The sequence below is a fragment of the Sporosarcina sp. Y1011 genome (genome assembly GCF_057669885.1).
The window spans coordinates 19,391-34,522 of record NZ_JBYHFP010000009.1 but is presented as its reverse complement, the minus strand read 5'-3'; the positions used below and the strand labels follow the sequence as shown (position 1 = coordinate 34,522).

The window sequence follows — 15,132 nt, the reverse complement described above, 5'->3', positions numbered from 1 at the left end:
CAGCTTCACTTCTTATATTCAGTTTTCAATACTGGGAACCGTTTTTTCTCGGTTCGATCGATTTGAACGATTTGTCCTTCATGGATGGTAATGTGTACCTCTCCAAAATCCAAACCCTTCAGTGCCTGCGTAACCGCATCGATATTAACTACATCCTCATTCACTTTCAAAACCATTGCGCATCCTCCTTTTTTTAAACTGACGATTGGCAATCAATTACGCCTCGGCGTAATTGCGTCCAGATTTTGAATCGAGCTTGCTCGATTAACTCCTTTCAAAATCTGTGACATCCGCCGGAGGCTTTATCTTTGTTCAGCGGGCGTTTGGACACCTATTGAACAGGATAACAAAACCGCATTCATCTCCCACCTATGGAGGTGAGTGTCTTCTGCTGAATAAAGATAAAAAAAAGACCCCTTGAGAACGAAGAGGTCGCCGAAACACGTAGTTTGTAGGCAAAACCTCTCATCTGTCAGATGACGAACGACATCTGCTGGAATTGGCACCGTTTGAATGAATTCAATGGTTGCTGAGGCGTCAAAGGGCCAGTCCCTCTGCCTCTCTTTATAAGAGTTTTGTTTATGTAATTGATATTCATAATAATCCATCTATTCCGATGTGTCAACTATACTTTAAAACTATTTACTTTTTAAGTGACGCCTCTACCAACTTTTCATTCCAATTCTCGCGAATGAAGGGCGCTCTTCCCGACTCTTCTTTGAAGACTTTATACTTTTCCGGGTTCTTTTGATAATAGTCTTGATGATAGTCCTCGGCAGGATAAAAGATAGTTGCTTCAACGATTTCAGTAACAATTGGTTTTTCAAAGCGACCACTTTCGATCAAAGCCTCTTTTGAGCGTTCCGCAACTTGTCGCTGTTCCTCATTATGATAGATGATCTCCGTGCGGTAAGAAGTTCCCCGACTGCCAAACTGTCCGTCTGCATCCGTTGGGTCAATTTGCTGCCAATAAAGTTCTACTAGTTTTTCGTATGAAAAGAGAGTCGGATCGTAGGTGATTTGCACCGCTTCTGTATGTCCCGTAACCCCTGCACGCACTTCCTCGTACGTCGGATTTTCAGTGACGCCGCCAATATAACCAGAAACTACTTTTTCAATACCGGGTTGCGTATCAAACGGCTGCACCATACACCAAAAACACCCACCCGCAAATGTCGCCAATTCAACTTTTTTCTCAGTCATCATAATCCCCCTTTTCGTAATAATAAACGCCCCTGCCATACAAAAACGACCCCTTTCTAAAAAAAGAGGTCGCCGCATGACAAATATCGCGTGCAAAACCTCTCATCTGTCAGATTCATAATAAATCTGTTGAAATTGGCACCGTTTGAACATAGTTCAATGGTTGCCGAGGCTTCACAGGGTCAATCCCTCCGCCTCTCTTTATAAGAGTTTTAGCTATGTAATTGATATTCATACTAGTCTATCCATTTAGATAAGTCAATGTCTGAAAATATAATTTCGTGATTTTTTACTATATTGAGTAAGATATACGATGTTTGTGTGTTTAATATCATGTGTTAAAAGAACTAGAGGTAAGCAGCATTGATAATTTTTTTAAGTAGGTAAGTAAGTGTGTGGAATTGGTGCTATTGGTGCTTTAGGATTATAGATAGTTAGCCGATTTAAATTTGGTTGGGTTTCTTTATTACTTCTTAATGGTTTTTCTGAATAGCGTTTGGTGTGACTTAGTGAGTGTCGGTGAGTCTATTTTGTGGGGTGTGGATATCGGCGGTTGGAAACCGTATTTGGGCGGCCTCACTCCATATTTGAGCGGTCTACCGCGGGGTTCGGGCGGTCGCTAAACATATTTGAGCGGTCCGATGCGGGGTTTGAGCGGCCGCAAACCAGATTCGAGCGGTCTGCTGCGGGGTTCGGGCGGTCTGCTGCGGGGTTCGGGCGGTCGCTAAACAGATTCGAGCGGTCCACCGCGGGGTTCGGGCGGTCGTAATACATATTCGAGCGGTCCGATGCGGGGTTCGGGCGGTCGCAAACCAGATTCGAGCGGTCCGCAGCGGGGTTCGGGCGGTCGCAACCGATTTTCGAGCGGTCCACCGGCGGCTTTGGGCGGTCGCAACCGATTTTCGAGCGGTCCCGGCGGCTTTGGGCGGTCGCAGTACATATTTGAGCAGTCTACCGAGGGGATTATTTCAGTATAATTATTGCGACTGTTTTATCTACAAAAAAAAGCGTTTCATCGTTCATGAAACGCCGATTCATGCTATTTGTTTTTTTCATTCATTATATAAAAGCTCCCTTTCCCCCTTCCTTTATGGATTAATCCTGATTGTGCAAGAAATCTCTTTGTTACGGATCGATCATTGAGCAATATGAAATTCCTGAATTCCCTGTTCGTTATTCGGTTGTTGATGAGACAAGTCCAATCTTCAAGCGCTGCGGTGTGATAATTAGTTCCGGAATGATTACAACTGAAACACAACCATTTTCTATCTTGCCAATGCATCCCTCTTGTTGCGCATTCCGGACAAATAACGCCAGGTAGGATATCAGTAAGTGGAATATCCATCAATTGACTCAATGGGAATGGATTGTATTCTTGATGGTTCTTTTTCATTTCAAGTGCAAGATTTCGAATTGCTTCCTTGCTAATTACTTCGTTATGGACTGGCAAGGAATACAGATACGTGGGGAGTTCGTAGGCAAATAAGATTTTTGTTTCCGGAATGGTTTCATAGTTTAATTCATTGGAATATGCAAAAGCGACAATTCCGCTAATCGGCACGTCAATTTTCCTTTGCTTTAGCCACTGATTTAGAAACAGTTGCTTACGTTCGAGTTCGGAAATGGGGTTTTTCAAGACTTTCCGTTCAGCTGTTGGGGATTCCTGAATGAACTGGGTGGGGTTTGATTTTACGATGATTTTCCCTGCTAAGTTTTTTGCTTCAATAATGAGAATAAACGTTGGTGTGATTATTATTGAATCCATTTGAAAGTAAATGCCGTTTTGTTTCAGGCAGATGTCATGCAGGATTGCGTGCGGGTATGGGGGTTTGAATTCGGCCAGATGCTTGTCAAGGTGCTGTTCACCGCCGAAGCCTGCTTTGCGAATCCGGAATTCCTCTTTGATTTTTTGGATTTCCGGGTGTGACGGATGCAATCGGGGGAGTAGTGCATTTAATCCAATAAGTTTTTCGGGTTTTGACCTTTGTTTGTAAATCACCTTTTATCACCTCATAGTGATTTTACCAAAATATTCGGCAAATTTATATGGTTTTTGCCATAGCTGAATTTTGGATGTGCTAAATAGCGGCATAATTGAGATTTGGGGGTTATTTGAGGATCGAAATTAGATTTTGAGGTTACTATTTTGTGAGGAGATTGGGTGGTCGCTCTTGATATATGGGCGGTACGCGGCGGGCATTGGGCGGTCAACCATGAGCTTCGGGTGGTCTGCCTCGATATATGAGCGGTCAACAGTGGGCTATGGACGGTCTGCCTCGATATATGGGCGGTCAACAGTGGGCTTTGGGCGGTCTCTCTCGATATATGAGCGGTCAACAGTGGGCTTTGGGCGGTCTCTCTCGATATATGAGCGGTCAACAGTGGGCTTTGGGCGGTCTCTCTCGATATATGAGCGGGCGACGGTGAGCTTCGGGCGGGCTCTTTCGATATATGGGCAGTCCCCCCCGTTTTATTGGCGGTCAACCACTTAGAGATGGGCGTGTGTAGGAATATAATCGGTCGGCAACCAAAAAGGCTGCCTTCGAAAAATTCATTCCTCGGTAGGCACTTGAATCGAATGTTTTGTTAAATAATCCTTTTTAAAGTTGGGATAGTGAGATTTCCACAAGGTATGTACGAAATACAAAAAGGGCAGCGCGGCTATTGGCAATAGGAATAATAAGAACCAATATGGACTTTCCGTAATTCCTAGGATTGCGCCGCCTATGATTCCAAACAGAATATAAAGAATAGAACCAGAACAAAGGCTTGCGTAGACAAGCAAAAAAACGATATTCATATAAACTAATACATACATGGTCATCTTATTCCTTTTACCTTCTACCTGTTGACTTAACTTCCAGTTCGCCTTTATTTCGGAAGCGGACTGTTTCAATACTTCTCTTATATTTTTCATTATTTTCTTCATTTATTCGAGGCCTCCATTACTTCTCGGAATACAAAAGTGCAACAGCTTCGTGAAAAGCTGTAACACTTTTCTTACTTTTCCAATTCGTATGTTGCGTTATCAATTTTCATGATTTTATTTTCCTTAGTCAACAATTTAAGAACTTTTTCCCCTTCTGGTGTTAGTGGTAGGGTAAATGGGATCGCATGGTTTGGCTGAATAACACCTGCATATCGCTCAGGTAGGAGTATCTCTTCACGATTGAATACATATTCTACTGTCCCTTCCGTCTCAACGCCCAACGTGTATTCCAATGTAATATCTTTGATTCCCTTTTCTAACCGGTTAATGCCTAAGAATAACATGACACTCCCACCTTCCTTTGTTTTTACAAGGTCAAGGGCGTGAATACTAAAGTCGTCCGCAACGCCAATAGTTGGATTAGCTTCTACAAGACCCGACAATTCTTGATATACCCCATCTCCCAATGTGATACCATTTTCCTCGTCTACTTTTAATACTTGCAACGAAAGCGCTTGTGGCTCTTTATTCTTTTTCACGTTTTCTTCATCCGTTGTCTTCTGTTGCTTGTCATTGGAGGCATTGCACCCCATTAATAGTAGTGCGACGAATAAAATTCCAAGTAACTTCTTCATTTTCAAATTCCCCAATCTTGAATTAACATTACTGTCGACTATGTATATACTTACTATAAAAACAGAGTTCCATATTGCAGATACCCATTTATATTTCCAATCTTCCTATCACTTAGTTACTGATCCGGTTCTATGGGCGCTTGCAATCGATATTTGAGCGGTACGCAGCTGTCTTCGAGCGGTTGCACGCGATTTATGGGCGGTACACCGCGGGTTTCGAGCGGTCGCACGCGATATATGGGAGGTACGCTGTGAGCTTCAATTACTTTTCGTTGTATAAGCTACCTTGTTCTTTAAAATTAAAGCTTTTACACTATCTTTTTCCATCTAGCAATTCCACTTTATTGTAAATTTCTAATTGCCAGTTGGTGACGTGAGTATGTGTAATCCGTCAATCTACCACTAACTGCCTTCTTTATAAAACAACATCAAACGGTTATTTTGTATCTAATTTCTGATGGAATGATTGCCTTTGTATTCAACGTTTGCAACATAACGAAAATATCATTTTCCGTAAACTCTGGAATCATATCTTCACTTCCTACTTTCACTTTTTTAAGATTCGTCTTGTCTTTCATTCAGTGGTAAACCAAACTCTGGATAAACCTGCTTTACACTATCTATAATTTTAACAATATAAAAATACCTATGGATATAAACAGAGAAATAGGCAGTGATAATCGATAGTAATGAAATTAGAACTACGATAATAAGCATTATTGTAGATTCACCGTAGACAGTTGATAAGATAATCTGACCTATTACATATCCCATTCCTGCAACTGAAATCCAGCGGACATTGATGTTCTTTTTTTGTTGTAATTCATGATATGTTCCCGTATAAAGCGCCTTTACATTTAGCCAGTTAACGCTCAAAAGTAACCCGACAAATAGAAACAGTCCTATAATAAAAGGTATTTTCCCCTCCGCTCCAACATTGTAATACAGCAATTTTTGCGCTGCTAAAAAATAGACATACGTATTGACAACACCGTATACACCAAAAAAGAGATAATAGGACTTTTCAAACTTGTATGGGGCGAAAAAATAAAGCAGTGCCCAAATTTGTATGATCGCTATCGGTACAATTGCCGCCATAAAATAGGTGAATGAAAATGGCATCCCTAAAATTGGAATCACACCAATTACATATAATAATATGGTGAAAAATGCGATGATGTTTGATCTATTTTCTTTAGGTGTTTGGAATTTCAAATAAGATAACGCAATCTTATCAATTTTTTTCTTTTCGATTTTAGGTTCTCTCCTATCCTTTAAACCAAGAAACATTATCGTTAATGTTTCTTACAACTTTTTTGATATCATCTGTTTCTCCGTCGTTATGCCGCGTGACACCGACCTGGGAAGAAATAACTTATCCTTTCTTATCTTATAAAAAAAGTATTTTTGCTGATTCACTATAAAGGAGTGATAAGGCAAGTTGGACAATTACATATCCCATTGAACAACTAAAAGCGTTACAATCCTGAAAATATCATTTTCCGTGAATTTAGGAATCATACCTTTACTTCTTTCTTCTCTGAATTTCTTGTTTACTTTGTTTATGTTTCATTCATTTTTCACTGGCAGGTTCCTTTGATTTTTCGGTAACCCAAAATGAGGATAAACTTTCTTGAGTGTTTCCTCATTATTGCTTAAAAAAATGTACCTATGAATGGATGTTGAAAAATAAGCGGTTAATACAGATAAAAGGGAATATAAAAATATAATAATAATCATCTTTATCGATTCACTAAAAATAAACGTCATTATCATTTGTGCCAATATATAACCCATTCCGGAAGTAGTAACAATCCAGGATGCATTTCCTGCTTCTTTATTTTGTAATTTATGATAAGTACCACTATGTAAAGCTTTATAATTTATCCAATTCATGATTAATAATAGACTAAGGAAAAATACAATCCCGAAGATGAATGGGTACTTACTTGAAACTTGGAGATGTAAATAGAGGAACTTTTGAATGACTAGAAATAAGACATACGTATTAACAATACCGTAAATTCCAAAAAACAAGTAATAAGATAATTCAAAACGGTATGGATCCACAATGTAAATAATCGCCCATATATGCAACAAGGCAGTCGGGATTATTGCTGCCATTAAAAATTCATGAGAGAATGGTTCAGCCAGTAAGGGGAAAATCCCAAAAAAATCTAGGAACAAAAGGAAAAATGTGATGATATTTCTCCGGTTTTCTTTAGGTGTTAGTAAATTTAAATAAGACAAGGTAATTTTATCTACCTCTGCTTGACTACTCATTTTCTCCATCTCCTAAAACATCATTTAAACCAAGATGAAACGTTATCAATCAATCCTTTCGTCCCTATCTTTATTGCATCACCAACCGAATCCTTTGCCCCGTCATTATCCACATCCATTATTTTTAATTCACTTAATAAATACGTGCTAACTACTCAGGCGACTAAACCTACGCAGGCACCAACATACACTCCCACCTGAACTCCGGCCCATGCAGAAGCTGCAATCGATGCTCCCGCAACAGCAAAGTCTCCAGTCACATTACCAGCAATTTCACTAGTAGACTCGCCATTGTTGACGCCATGATAGATATCGATGACGCCATTCCATGTGTCGTCAGGAGCCCCGTGCATATAGAGCGTGTAATTATTTCCCAAAGTTTTAGAGCATTCAACTACATTCTCTGTACCGAAATAAAATACGCTTTTCTTTTCCCCGTCAGTAAGAATTTCCACAGTCAAATTCGTTCTGGACATAATCCAGAGCGCATTGGCGAACACTTCCTCTAACTTAACTTCACCGTCGACGAGGTTAACAAGCCCGCGAAGATGAAGTTTCTTATACGTTTTCTCCCATTCCTTTTCAATTTCCTATTTTGTTAACTTTATGAATGGATTGGAAAAACCGATGATTGACTTTGTATTTAGTGTTTGCAACATAACGAAAATTTCATTTTCCGTAAACTCTGGAATCATACCTTCACTTTCTTTCTCTTACTATTTTTAGATTCGTCTTGTCTTTCATTCAGTGGTAAACCAAAAGAGGGGTATACCTGTTTTACGAGATCCATATTTTTACTAATATAATAGTATCGGTGAATGTAGACTGTAAAATAAGCCGTGAGTAGTGATAATAGTGAGAGTAATACTATGAAAATTATCATTTTTGCAGATTCACTGTAGACGAATGTTAATATGAGTTGGGCAATTACATATCCTATTCCCGCAAATGATAAATAACGAACGTTAATACTCTTCATCTGTTGCATTTTATGGTACGTTCCTGAGTAAAGTGCCTTTATATTAAGCCAGTTTATCGATACCAATAAGCCGATAAACAGTATAAATCCAATAATAAAAGGAGTTTTTCCTACTGATTCTAAATGGAGATACAGTAATTTTTGTATTGCTAAGAAATAGACAAACGTATTGACTACCCCGTATATCCCGAAGAAGAGATAATAGGACTTCTCAAACTTGTAGGGGGCAATTAAATAAAGCAATGCCCATATCTGGATTAAAATAATGGGTACAATTGCTATAGTAAAGTACAGGGCTGAGAATGGTACAGCAATGATTGGAATCATTCCAGCCACGTATAGAAAAATGGAAAAGAACACAATAATATTCTTTCTGTTTTCTTGTGGCGTTTGGAATCTTAAATAAGACAACGTAACCTCATCAATACCTTTTTTTTCGATTTTAGATTCGCTCCTATCCTTTAAACCAAGAAGACACATTATCGTTAATGTTTTTTACAAGTTTTTCATTGCATCTCCAATTGAATCCATTTCTCCGTCGTTATGCCGGGTGGCAGTGGTCTCTCTCGATATATGGGCGGTCCTCAGCGAGATTCGGGCGGTCTCAATCCATAGACAGGCGGTCCTCCGCGATATACGAGCGGTCTCAATCCATATACGGGCGGTCCTCCGCGAGATTTGAGCGGTTTCTCTCGTTATATCATCGGTCTCCCTGCACAATAGGGATGCATAGAAAAACTCATTCCTCTTGACGCACTTGAATCGAATGCCTTGTTAAATATTCACTTTTAAAGCCAGGATAGTAAGAGGTCCAAATGTTATGTACAAAATACAAAAATGGCAGTGCGGCGATTGGCAATAGAAATAACAAGAACCAATATGGGCTTTCCGTGAATCCTAGGATTGTGCCGCCTATGATACCAAACAGAATATAAAGTATGGAAATAAAACAAAGACTTGCGTAGACAAGAAAAAAACCGGTATTCATATAAACCAATACATACATTTCCATCTTTTTACTTCTTCCTTGTACGAGTTGACTAACCTTCCAATTCGCCTTTATTTCCGAAGCAGATTGCTTCAATACTTCCCGTACGTTGCTCATTATTTTCTTCACGTTTTTGAGACCTCCATAACTTCTTCAAATACAAAAGCGCTACAACTTCGTGAAAAGCTGTAGCGCTTTTTTTATTTTACCAATACAAATTTAGCGTTTTCAATTTTCGCAGTTTTATTTTCCTCGGTCATCAATTGAAGCAGTTCTTCACCCTTTGGTGTAAGCGGAACGGTAAATGGAACCGCATGGTTTGGCTGAATAACACCTGCAAATGGTTCTAGCAGGTTTATCTCTTCACTATCGAATATATAGTCTACTTTACCATCTATCTCAACGCCCAAGGTGTATTCCAACGTAATATTTTTGATTCCCTCTTCTAGCTTGTTAATTCCTAAGAATAGCATGACGCTCTCGCCTTGCTTCGTTTTTACAAGGTCGATTCCGTGAATACTAAAGTCGTCCGCAACTCCAATATCAGGATTGGCTTCTACAAGTCCTGACAATTCTTGATACATCTCTTCTTCCAATGTGACACCATTTTCCTCGTCCGCTTTCAATACTTGCATCGAAAGTGCTTGTTGCTCTATCTCTTTTTTCACGTTTTCTTCCTCTCCCGTCTTCGGTTTTTGGTCATTGTCGGCATTGCAACCCACTAATAGGATTGCGGCGAATAAAATTCCAAGTAGCTTCTTCATTTTCAAACTCTCCAATCTTGAATTAACATTACTGTCTGTGATGTATAAATTCACTATTAAAATAGCGGTCCATTTACACCCTTCTTACAACTTAGCTGCTGACTCGGTTTTATGGACGGTCAGACGCGGGATTTAGGCGGTTTTACTCGATATATGGGCGGTCCACCGCGAGCTTCGGGCGGTCACCAGCAAGCTTCCACCGCCCGCATCCACTATTCAGGCGAAACAGCTAAAAACGTTGCAATCATAAGTAGCATTGCAACGCTTTTATTATTTTACTGATTCAAATTTGAAATTTTCCATCTTCACGACTTGGTTATCCTGTTCAAGTGTGTCAATGAGTGCTTCCTGTTCAGGCGTTATGCCGAGAGAGAATGGAACTGCATGGTTTGGTTGAATGATCCCGGTATCTGTTTCGGAAAGGTTCACTTCGACGCCTTCCCATATGTTTTCTCCAGAATCGAGGCCCAACGTGTAATCGAATGAAATATTTTTCATAGGTTCATCCAAGCGGTTGATGGCTAGGAAAAGCAATGATGCGTTTTCTGTTCCACTGTCCACGATATCGATAATATTAATACTGAAATCATTGGCGAGTCCCATATCTGCATCTTCTGTAATCATTCGATCTAACTCTTTATAGACTTCACTATTTTCGATTGTTACGCCGGCCTCTTCGTCCGCTTTTAATAATTGTAACGAAAGTGCCTCTTGTTCAACTGTTTTATCCACTTTTTCTTCAGCCCCTTGTTTTTTATTATCGTCCTTCGAGGTACATCCTGCCAAAAGTAATAATGCTACTGTCAATAAAAATAATATTTTTTTCATGTAAATCCTCCCAATCTAATTTCAATAATTAACGCGTTGCTTTTTTTTCAGTGGTGCCTACAGACATCTCCACATTGGTTTGCCCTGCATTCGTTTCTTTGAACTCTACAAATATAGGCGTTTTCCGACTCATATCATGTTCTTCAATATAGGTGAGCAGTTCCCAAAACGTCGCCTGCGACTGGGCATCAAAGTCATCTGTTATTCGCGTCATAATCATACGTTCGATGAGGAAATAACTGCTAAAATCGACTTCCTCTTCTATAGGAATGGTAAAACCATTCTCTTCAATTGGAATGAACAGCTTGGCCGTCATCACTTCGGCAGTGGGATTGCTCAGAATGGAAAAGAAAAACTTTCCAACTGAGTGATACCCATGTCCGCTTAAGATCGCATCAAAATCTTTGATAGCTATCTCAATTTCTTCTGGGACAAAATTGTAGTATTTAGAAGCCACATTCTGGTAGGCGATTTGATGGTTTTCTACGATCATTCTTTACCACCCGCTTCTAGAATTGGACAAAACAAATCAATGATGTAGTCATCATATAATTCATGTACAACAAAAAAGTATGTATCTTCCAATTTGATTTCATTGAAATCTGCATAATCTTTTAGTTTCTGTACAGTTGGCGTCACGTCCATTACACCAACTGCCTGCCGCAAAAACAATGCTTTTTCCAGTTTAAAGCTATCCTGGAAACTGAAATCCGTTTCCTCTGGCAATTGGACAGGTGCGTTGATAGGTAAGTAATAGGTGAAATTCTCTTCTTGGTTGGCGTGTACAGAGAAAAAGATAGGTCCATTCTTGTAAACGTCTTGACTGACTATGAAATTTTCTAGCTTATGGAATGGCTTCAGCCAATCTTCCTTCTTTTGTCTAGTTTCATAGCGCAAACAATTGTCAAATTGCAATGAACGAGTGACAATTTCCATTTCACAACTTCCTTCCTATAGCTGAGTCTTCAGATTCCAAATAACCTCTTTTATTGAAATTAAAGCTTTTGAAGCGGAACTTGCAATACAAGATGACGAGCTGCTCGGGCAATACAAAAATCATCGTATAGAAGATACCGAAACAAATGAATGTTATGGTGGCCTCTTCAAAATCCGCCAAGTTGTAGGTTCTCACGGCAAATTGAACGATAAACACAAGTGCGGTACTTCCGATAATTGCTGCCGGAATATACGTTTTATTTTCGAAATTCGCTCGAAGTTCATCTCGTTTCGAGCCCTTGCGATACTTCCCTTTTCTCAATAAAATAGAAAATCGGATGACAGTAGCAACGAAAAGCAAGACTCCAAGTGACAATGTCACCATTGTAAATGTCAGTAGTGACTTTTCTGAGACTTCCTGGTTCTCTCCTAGTAAAAATAACCCGCTGATGTATAAGAATACTGCTGCAATGTTTTGTGAAGATAAAATAGATACTAGATATTGTGTTTTTTGACTTCTCATATAAATAAACGGAATTGCATAAATCACGGAGAGGATCACTAACACTACTGTAACCCAGAAATGAACTGTAAGTATCTGTTCTTTATACGGGAAGTTCGTCACTCTTCCCAGTACTGTATATTCCAGATAGTAAACCAGGATTTGCATGAAGATCCCCAAAAAAATTGCTCCGCCGAGTGCATTGGGGCTTTGCCTGCCCGATACCAGTGGTTCACGTAGTACAGATACATCTTCGATTGTTAACTTTTTCAACAAAACAGGGTTTCCTCCATTCATTTCCATTTTATACGACCTTTGAGTTTATCCAACAGCGAGTCCTTTTTCTCAACATCATCCTCGTCTTTTGATCGCTTAGCTAAGAAGTAGTTGATGGCTAAACCTACTCCAACACCGACTACGGTCCCAACTCCTGGGATTGGTATGGCAACTGTAAAAAGTGCAACACTAGCCGCTTGAACTGCTCCAGAGACTGCAGTATCAATTGCAGTGTCAACCGTCGCTTTAGTTGCAGCTACCTCAGTGCTTAAACCACTATCTTTCGCTTCATGGTAGTTGTTGTAATAGCTCAACCCCGCGCCTACGGGGCCAAGTGCTTTTGCGGAACCTTTTAACCAACCGCTCTTTGCAATGCCTTTCACGTCAACAATATCCTTGAAGGAATTGCCTGCGCCTTTAAGTCCTGCGGTTACGACCGTTTTCCCCTTTTGGCCTAGTGACGCCTCAGGATTAAAATAAGCAAGGGAAGGATGTTGTTTCAGTGCTTTATCACCGACGCTGGACCAGCCACTTTCACCTGGTTTTTTCGATGCGAACTTCAACATCGTCTGATTGGTCGCTGCAATATCAAAATGTTTAGGAGACCATTTTTGGCCGCCTTTTGGCAATCTCGAATTAAATGCACTTAGCGCACTTGCATCGGGTTTGACACGTAAATTATCCAATGCTTTTGCGGTTGCATTGATGCGGTAGCCATTGGCACCTTTTTGCAGATTAGGGTGTTTTGAAATACTTAAACCACCGGCTTTGCCCGCTTGGTACATCCCGTAACTCGAATAGAATCCAGATATACCTGTATTTGCTCTTTTAGCCCAGGTTACGGCTTTCTTCATAAGCAAAACATGTTCATTGGCAGAAGCAGTTGATACTTCTCCCGCCTCTTCCTCTGAGCCGTCTTCGACAACACCATCCATTACGTCAACACGGTGTGCCAATTCCGTCGTGAGCGGGTGATTTCCTGAGTACTCCGCCCACTGATTGGCTGGGAAGTCTATATCGGTCAGGCCCTCGTTCATCATACCCTCTATATCTAGCAACCACAGTTCCATCTTCAGCAGATCGGCCTCAATCGGCGTCAACGCTGTCGTCTGCGTTGTATCGAATTCATTCAAATCGGTAATTGTTTTCTCACGCTTCGTTTGTGCACTTTTCACGCCTTCATGCACTTCGCTGTCATCCAAATGCGGTAGGGCGACGATATCACGGACTTCATCCATGATACCATTCGCTTCGTCCGTCATAGTGAGCGTTAATTGATCAATCGTTGTCAACCCTTTATTAACGTCCGCTTCGAGAAAACTTTCTTGGATGAAACCGTTCGAAGCTGGTTCCAGCGTATCCAGCGCTGAATTCATTTGAGTCAGTACGCTGTTGTACGCTGTGTTAAACGTTGCAAAAAATTGCAAGAACGGTATGTGACAATCGTTGTAAAATGCCCGAATTGCGTCACCACCCTGCCCCTTAAGAGAATCATCCAGTGCAACTAACGCCCCTACGGCAGTCTCGATTGCTTTCATCTCACCTTCTAGACGACCGAGCATCGTAATATTCTTCTGCAATCCTTCTTCAAAGGGGCCAACGTCCAGTACCTTCATTGGGTCACCTTCTTCGGTCCAGACAGTGTGTTCTGCATACCTGATGCAACTGTTTCGTCGGATTCGCTCATGAATTGAACTGAATTGGTGGTCGTTGCGATATTCGCTTGGAGTACCCGTTGGTAATTTGTTAGGAGCGTTTCTAGCTTGGTTGAGAGCTCCGTCAATTTTGTCACGACATCCAACGTATTTCCTGTAATCGGCGGTTCTGCAGTTGGTTTCAGTGACGTAGTTGCAAACGTCATTTCTGCTATTTTGCTTTCAACATCTGCGTAGACTATTTTTACTTCGGTAGACATTATCTTTGTGCCTCCTCTGCTCTTGCCCTGGCTTCTTCCGCCGCCCGTAAACTCGCAATGGTTGCTTCGATTGAAGCGATTTCAGCAATGAGCGCATTTATTTTATCCGTAATTGCAGTGAATACGTTCGTGAACTGGGTTCCCACGATTTCCAGGTAAGGTGTATGGATTCCCGCTTCGCGAATGTCTTGGAAAGCCGTGGCGAGCGTGCCATGCCATGTTGTTGCCGATAGCTCGGGTTGTAGGCACTTTTGTTCATGCGATTGAAATTCCGATTGTTTTCCTGTTAAGGTTGTTTGGCAGGCAATGAGCCGTCTCAGATCCTCTTGTTTTTTCTTTAACAGGGCGATGTAATATGCAAGCAAGCTTTTTCCTCCTATCCTGTGGGTTTACTGCCGTCTGGTGCATTGACTAGCTTCGGTAAGAAAATCGTGAATACAACAACGAGGCCGGCCGCAATGATGGCTAGTAGAATAATGGTCTGCGTGCTATTGCCGGCAGTTTCCTCTTCAATGCTGTTTACAGGTAATCGCTCGTTTTTAGCAACTTCTGTCTTTGTGAAAAGATTGAGTTCAGCTGATTTCACCGCGACAGTACTTTTCTCTCCACGTTCTGAAGTCCGAAAAAGAGAGGAGCCGTCGCTTCTTTTCGGTAATTTCTTTCTTCCATCAAAGTAAATATCGAACTGTTTAGTCGGAATGGTGTTTTTCATTTCAACTTTTTTACTGTCATGCAAATAATCTGTGTTTTTTTTGAATTTTAGTTTCTCATAAATTACTGGTTCCAAATCGAGATTGGGTTCATCCTCAGCGGACGCCAGAACACTCGCCCCTCCAACAGTCCAAAAGAGTAGCAGCGTTAGAAGCAATAAGCCCCCTATTTTGTTTTTCATAG

General features: G+C 40.7%; 22 protein-coding genes and 2 riboswitches. Of the genes, 2 read left to right on the top strand and 20 right to left on the bottom strand.

From position 1 onward, the window contains the following. Positions 1–5 precede the first annotated feature (5 nt). The 3 genes from AC25Y5_RS11780 to AC25Y5_RS11770 all read right to left on the bottom strand — a co-directional run bounded on the left by AC25Y5_RS11780 (position 6) and on the right by AC25Y5_RS11770 (position 3,202). Positions 6–176, bottom strand: a complete 171-nt coding sequence (locus tag AC25Y5_RS11780; RefSeq protein WP_488140465.1) for a YezD family protein — start codon at positions 174–176, stop codon at positions 6–8. A 286-nt stretch (positions 177–462) separates the two neighbouring features. Next, a riboswitch (SAM riboswitch) is annotated at positions 463–573 on the bottom strand. Between the two features lie 69 nt (positions 574–642). Beyond that, entirely contained in the window at positions 643–1,203 is a 561-nt protein-coding gene (gene msrA / locus AC25Y5_RS11775) for a peptide-methionine (S)-S-oxide reductase MsrA (RefSeq protein ID WP_488140464.1), read from the bottom strand. A gap of 99 nt (positions 1,204–1,302) precedes the next feature. Continuing rightward, positions 1,303–1,413, bottom strand: a riboswitch (SAM riboswitch). An 829-nt stretch (positions 1,414–2,242) separates the two neighbouring features. Then, positions 2,243–3,202 carry a nuclease-related domain-containing protein gene (locus AC25Y5_RS11770; RefSeq protein ID WP_488140463.1) on the bottom strand — a complete coding sequence of 320 codons (960 nt, stop codon included), beginning with the start codon at positions 3,200–3,202 and terminating at the stop codon, positions 2,243–2,245. A 242-nt stretch (positions 3,203–3,444) separates the two neighbouring features. On the opposite strand from AC25Y5_RS11770, the gene AC25Y5_RS11765 reads away from it, so the two are divergent. Then, on the top strand, positions 3,445–3,630 hold the full coding sequence (locus tag AC25Y5_RS11765) for a hypothetical protein (RefSeq protein WP_488140462.1): 186 nt from the start codon (positions 3,445–3,447) through the stop codon (positions 3,628–3,630). A 124-nt stretch (positions 3,631–3,754) separates the two neighbouring features. Here the strand turns inward: AC25Y5_RS11765 and AC25Y5_RS11760 are convergent, their stop codons facing one another. From AC25Y5_RS11760 to AC25Y5_RS11720, 9 genes are all read right to left on the bottom strand, one after another. Next, positions 3,755–4,132 (bottom strand): hypothetical protein, encoded by a 378-nt coding sequence (locus tag AC25Y5_RS11760; protein ID WP_488140461.1) that lies wholly within the window; start codon positions 4,130–4,132, stop codon positions 3,755–3,757. A 71-nt stretch (positions 4,133–4,203) separates the two neighbouring features. Beyond that, the gene (locus AC25Y5_RS11755) at positions 4,204–4,767 is read right to left on the bottom strand and encodes a hypothetical protein (RefSeq protein ID WP_488140460.1); all 564 of its coding nucleotides are present in this window, start codon (positions 4,765–4,767) and stop codon (positions 4,204–4,206) included. Between the two features lie 428 nt (positions 4,768–5,195). After that, the gene (locus tag AC25Y5_RS11750) at positions 5,196–5,345 is read right to left on the bottom strand and encodes a hypothetical protein (protein ID WP_488140459.1); all 150 of its coding nucleotides are present in this window, start codon (positions 5,343–5,345) and stop codon (positions 5,196–5,198) included. Continuing rightward, a complete protein-coding gene (locus AC25Y5_RS11745; RefSeq protein WP_488140458.1) occupies positions 5,323–6,057 on the bottom strand; it encodes a hypothetical protein in 735 nt (244 codons plus the stop codon). Before AC25Y5_RS11745 ends, AC25Y5_RS11750 begins: the two co-directional genes overlap by 23 nt. A gap of 279 nt (positions 6,058–6,336) precedes the next feature. Continuing rightward, a complete protein-coding gene (locus tag AC25Y5_RS11740; protein WP_488140457.1) occupies positions 6,337–7,050 on the bottom strand; it encodes a hypothetical protein in 714 nt (237 codons plus the stop codon). A gap of 155 nt (positions 7,051–7,205) precedes the next feature. Then, on the bottom strand, positions 7,206–7,526 hold the full coding sequence (locus tag AC25Y5_RS11735) for a hypothetical protein (protein WP_488140456.1): 321 nt from the start codon (positions 7,524–7,526) through the stop codon (positions 7,206–7,208). A 215-nt stretch (positions 7,527–7,741) separates the two neighbouring features. After that, positions 7,742–8,440, bottom strand: coding sequence for a hypothetical protein (locus AC25Y5_RS11730; protein WP_488140455.1), 699 nt, complete (start codon positions 8,438–8,440; stop codon positions 7,742–7,744). Between the two features lie 328 nt (positions 8,441–8,768). After that, complete coding sequence (locus AC25Y5_RS11725) at positions 8,769–9,146, bottom strand: hypothetical protein (RefSeq protein WP_488140454.1); 378 nt, start codon at positions 9,144–9,146, stop codon at positions 8,769–8,771. A 71-nt stretch (positions 9,147–9,217) separates the two neighbouring features. Continuing rightward, positions 9,218–9,781, bottom strand: coding sequence for a hypothetical protein (locus AC25Y5_RS11720; protein ID WP_488140453.1), 564 nt, complete (start codon positions 9,779–9,781; stop codon positions 9,218–9,220). Between the two features lie 111 nt (positions 9,782–9,892). Here AC25Y5_RS11720 and AC25Y5_RS11715 point away from each other — a divergent pair, with 111 nt between their 5' ends. Next, positions 9,893–10,063, top strand: coding sequence for a hypothetical protein (locus AC25Y5_RS11715; RefSeq protein WP_488140452.1), 171 nt, complete (start codon positions 9,893–9,895; stop codon positions 10,061–10,063). Here the strand turns inward: AC25Y5_RS11715 and AC25Y5_RS11710 are convergent. Genes AC25Y5_RS11710 through essA form a run of 8 tightly spaced genes read right to left on the bottom strand, consistent with a single transcriptional unit; the run spans position 10,052 to position 15,130 of the window. Then, positions 10,052–10,609, bottom strand: a complete 558-nt coding sequence (locus AC25Y5_RS11710) for a hypothetical protein (RefSeq protein WP_488140451.1) — start codon at positions 10,607–10,609, stop codon at positions 10,052–10,054. The two genes, AC25Y5_RS11715 and AC25Y5_RS11710, sit on opposite strands and share 12 nt — an antisense overlap. Before the next feature lie 28 nt (positions 10,610–10,637). Then, positions 10,638–11,102 (bottom strand): DUF5085 family protein, encoded by a 465-nt coding sequence (locus tag AC25Y5_RS11705; RefSeq protein WP_488140450.1) that lies wholly within the window; start codon positions 11,100–11,102, stop codon positions 10,638–10,640. Further along, the gene (locus AC25Y5_RS11700; RefSeq protein ID WP_488140449.1) at positions 11,099–11,545 is read right to left on the bottom strand and encodes a hypothetical protein; all 447 of its coding nucleotides are present in this window, start codon (positions 11,543–11,545) and stop codon (positions 11,099–11,101) included. The genes AC25Y5_RS11705 and AC25Y5_RS11700 overlap by 4 nt, the downstream gene beginning before the upstream one ends. Position 11,546: 1 nt before the next feature. After that, positions 11,547–12,350: an ABC transporter ATPase gene (locus AC25Y5_RS11695; protein ID WP_488140448.1), complete on the bottom strand. Its 804-nt coding sequence runs from the start codon at positions 12,348–12,350 to the stop codon at positions 11,547–11,549. Continuing rightward, positions 12,341–13,939, bottom strand: coding sequence for a ribonuclease YeeF family protein (locus AC25Y5_RS11690; RefSeq protein ID WP_488140447.1), 1,599 nt, complete (start codon positions 13,937–13,939; stop codon positions 12,341–12,343). Before AC25Y5_RS11690 ends, AC25Y5_RS11695 begins: the two co-directional genes overlap by 10 nt. Then, on the bottom strand, positions 13,936–14,238 hold the full coding sequence (locus AC25Y5_RS11685) for a YwqI/YxiC family protein (RefSeq protein WP_488140446.1): 303 nt from the start codon (positions 14,236–14,238) through the stop codon (positions 13,936–13,938). The genes AC25Y5_RS11690 and AC25Y5_RS11685 overlap by 4 nt, the downstream gene beginning before the upstream one ends. Then, entirely contained in the window at positions 14,238–14,603 is a 366-nt protein-coding gene (locus tag AC25Y5_RS11680; RefSeq protein WP_488140445.1) for a YwqH-like family protein, read from the bottom strand. Before AC25Y5_RS11680 ends, AC25Y5_RS11685 begins: the two co-directional genes overlap by 1 nt. Positions 14,604–14,614: 11 nt before the next feature. Beyond that, the gene (essA, locus tag AC25Y5_RS11675; RefSeq protein ID WP_488140444.1) at positions 14,615–15,130 is read right to left on the bottom strand and encodes a type VII secretion protein EssA; all 516 of its coding nucleotides are present in this window, start codon (positions 15,128–15,130) and stop codon (positions 14,615–14,617) included. Between the last annotated feature and the right edge of the window lie 2 nt (positions 15,131–15,132).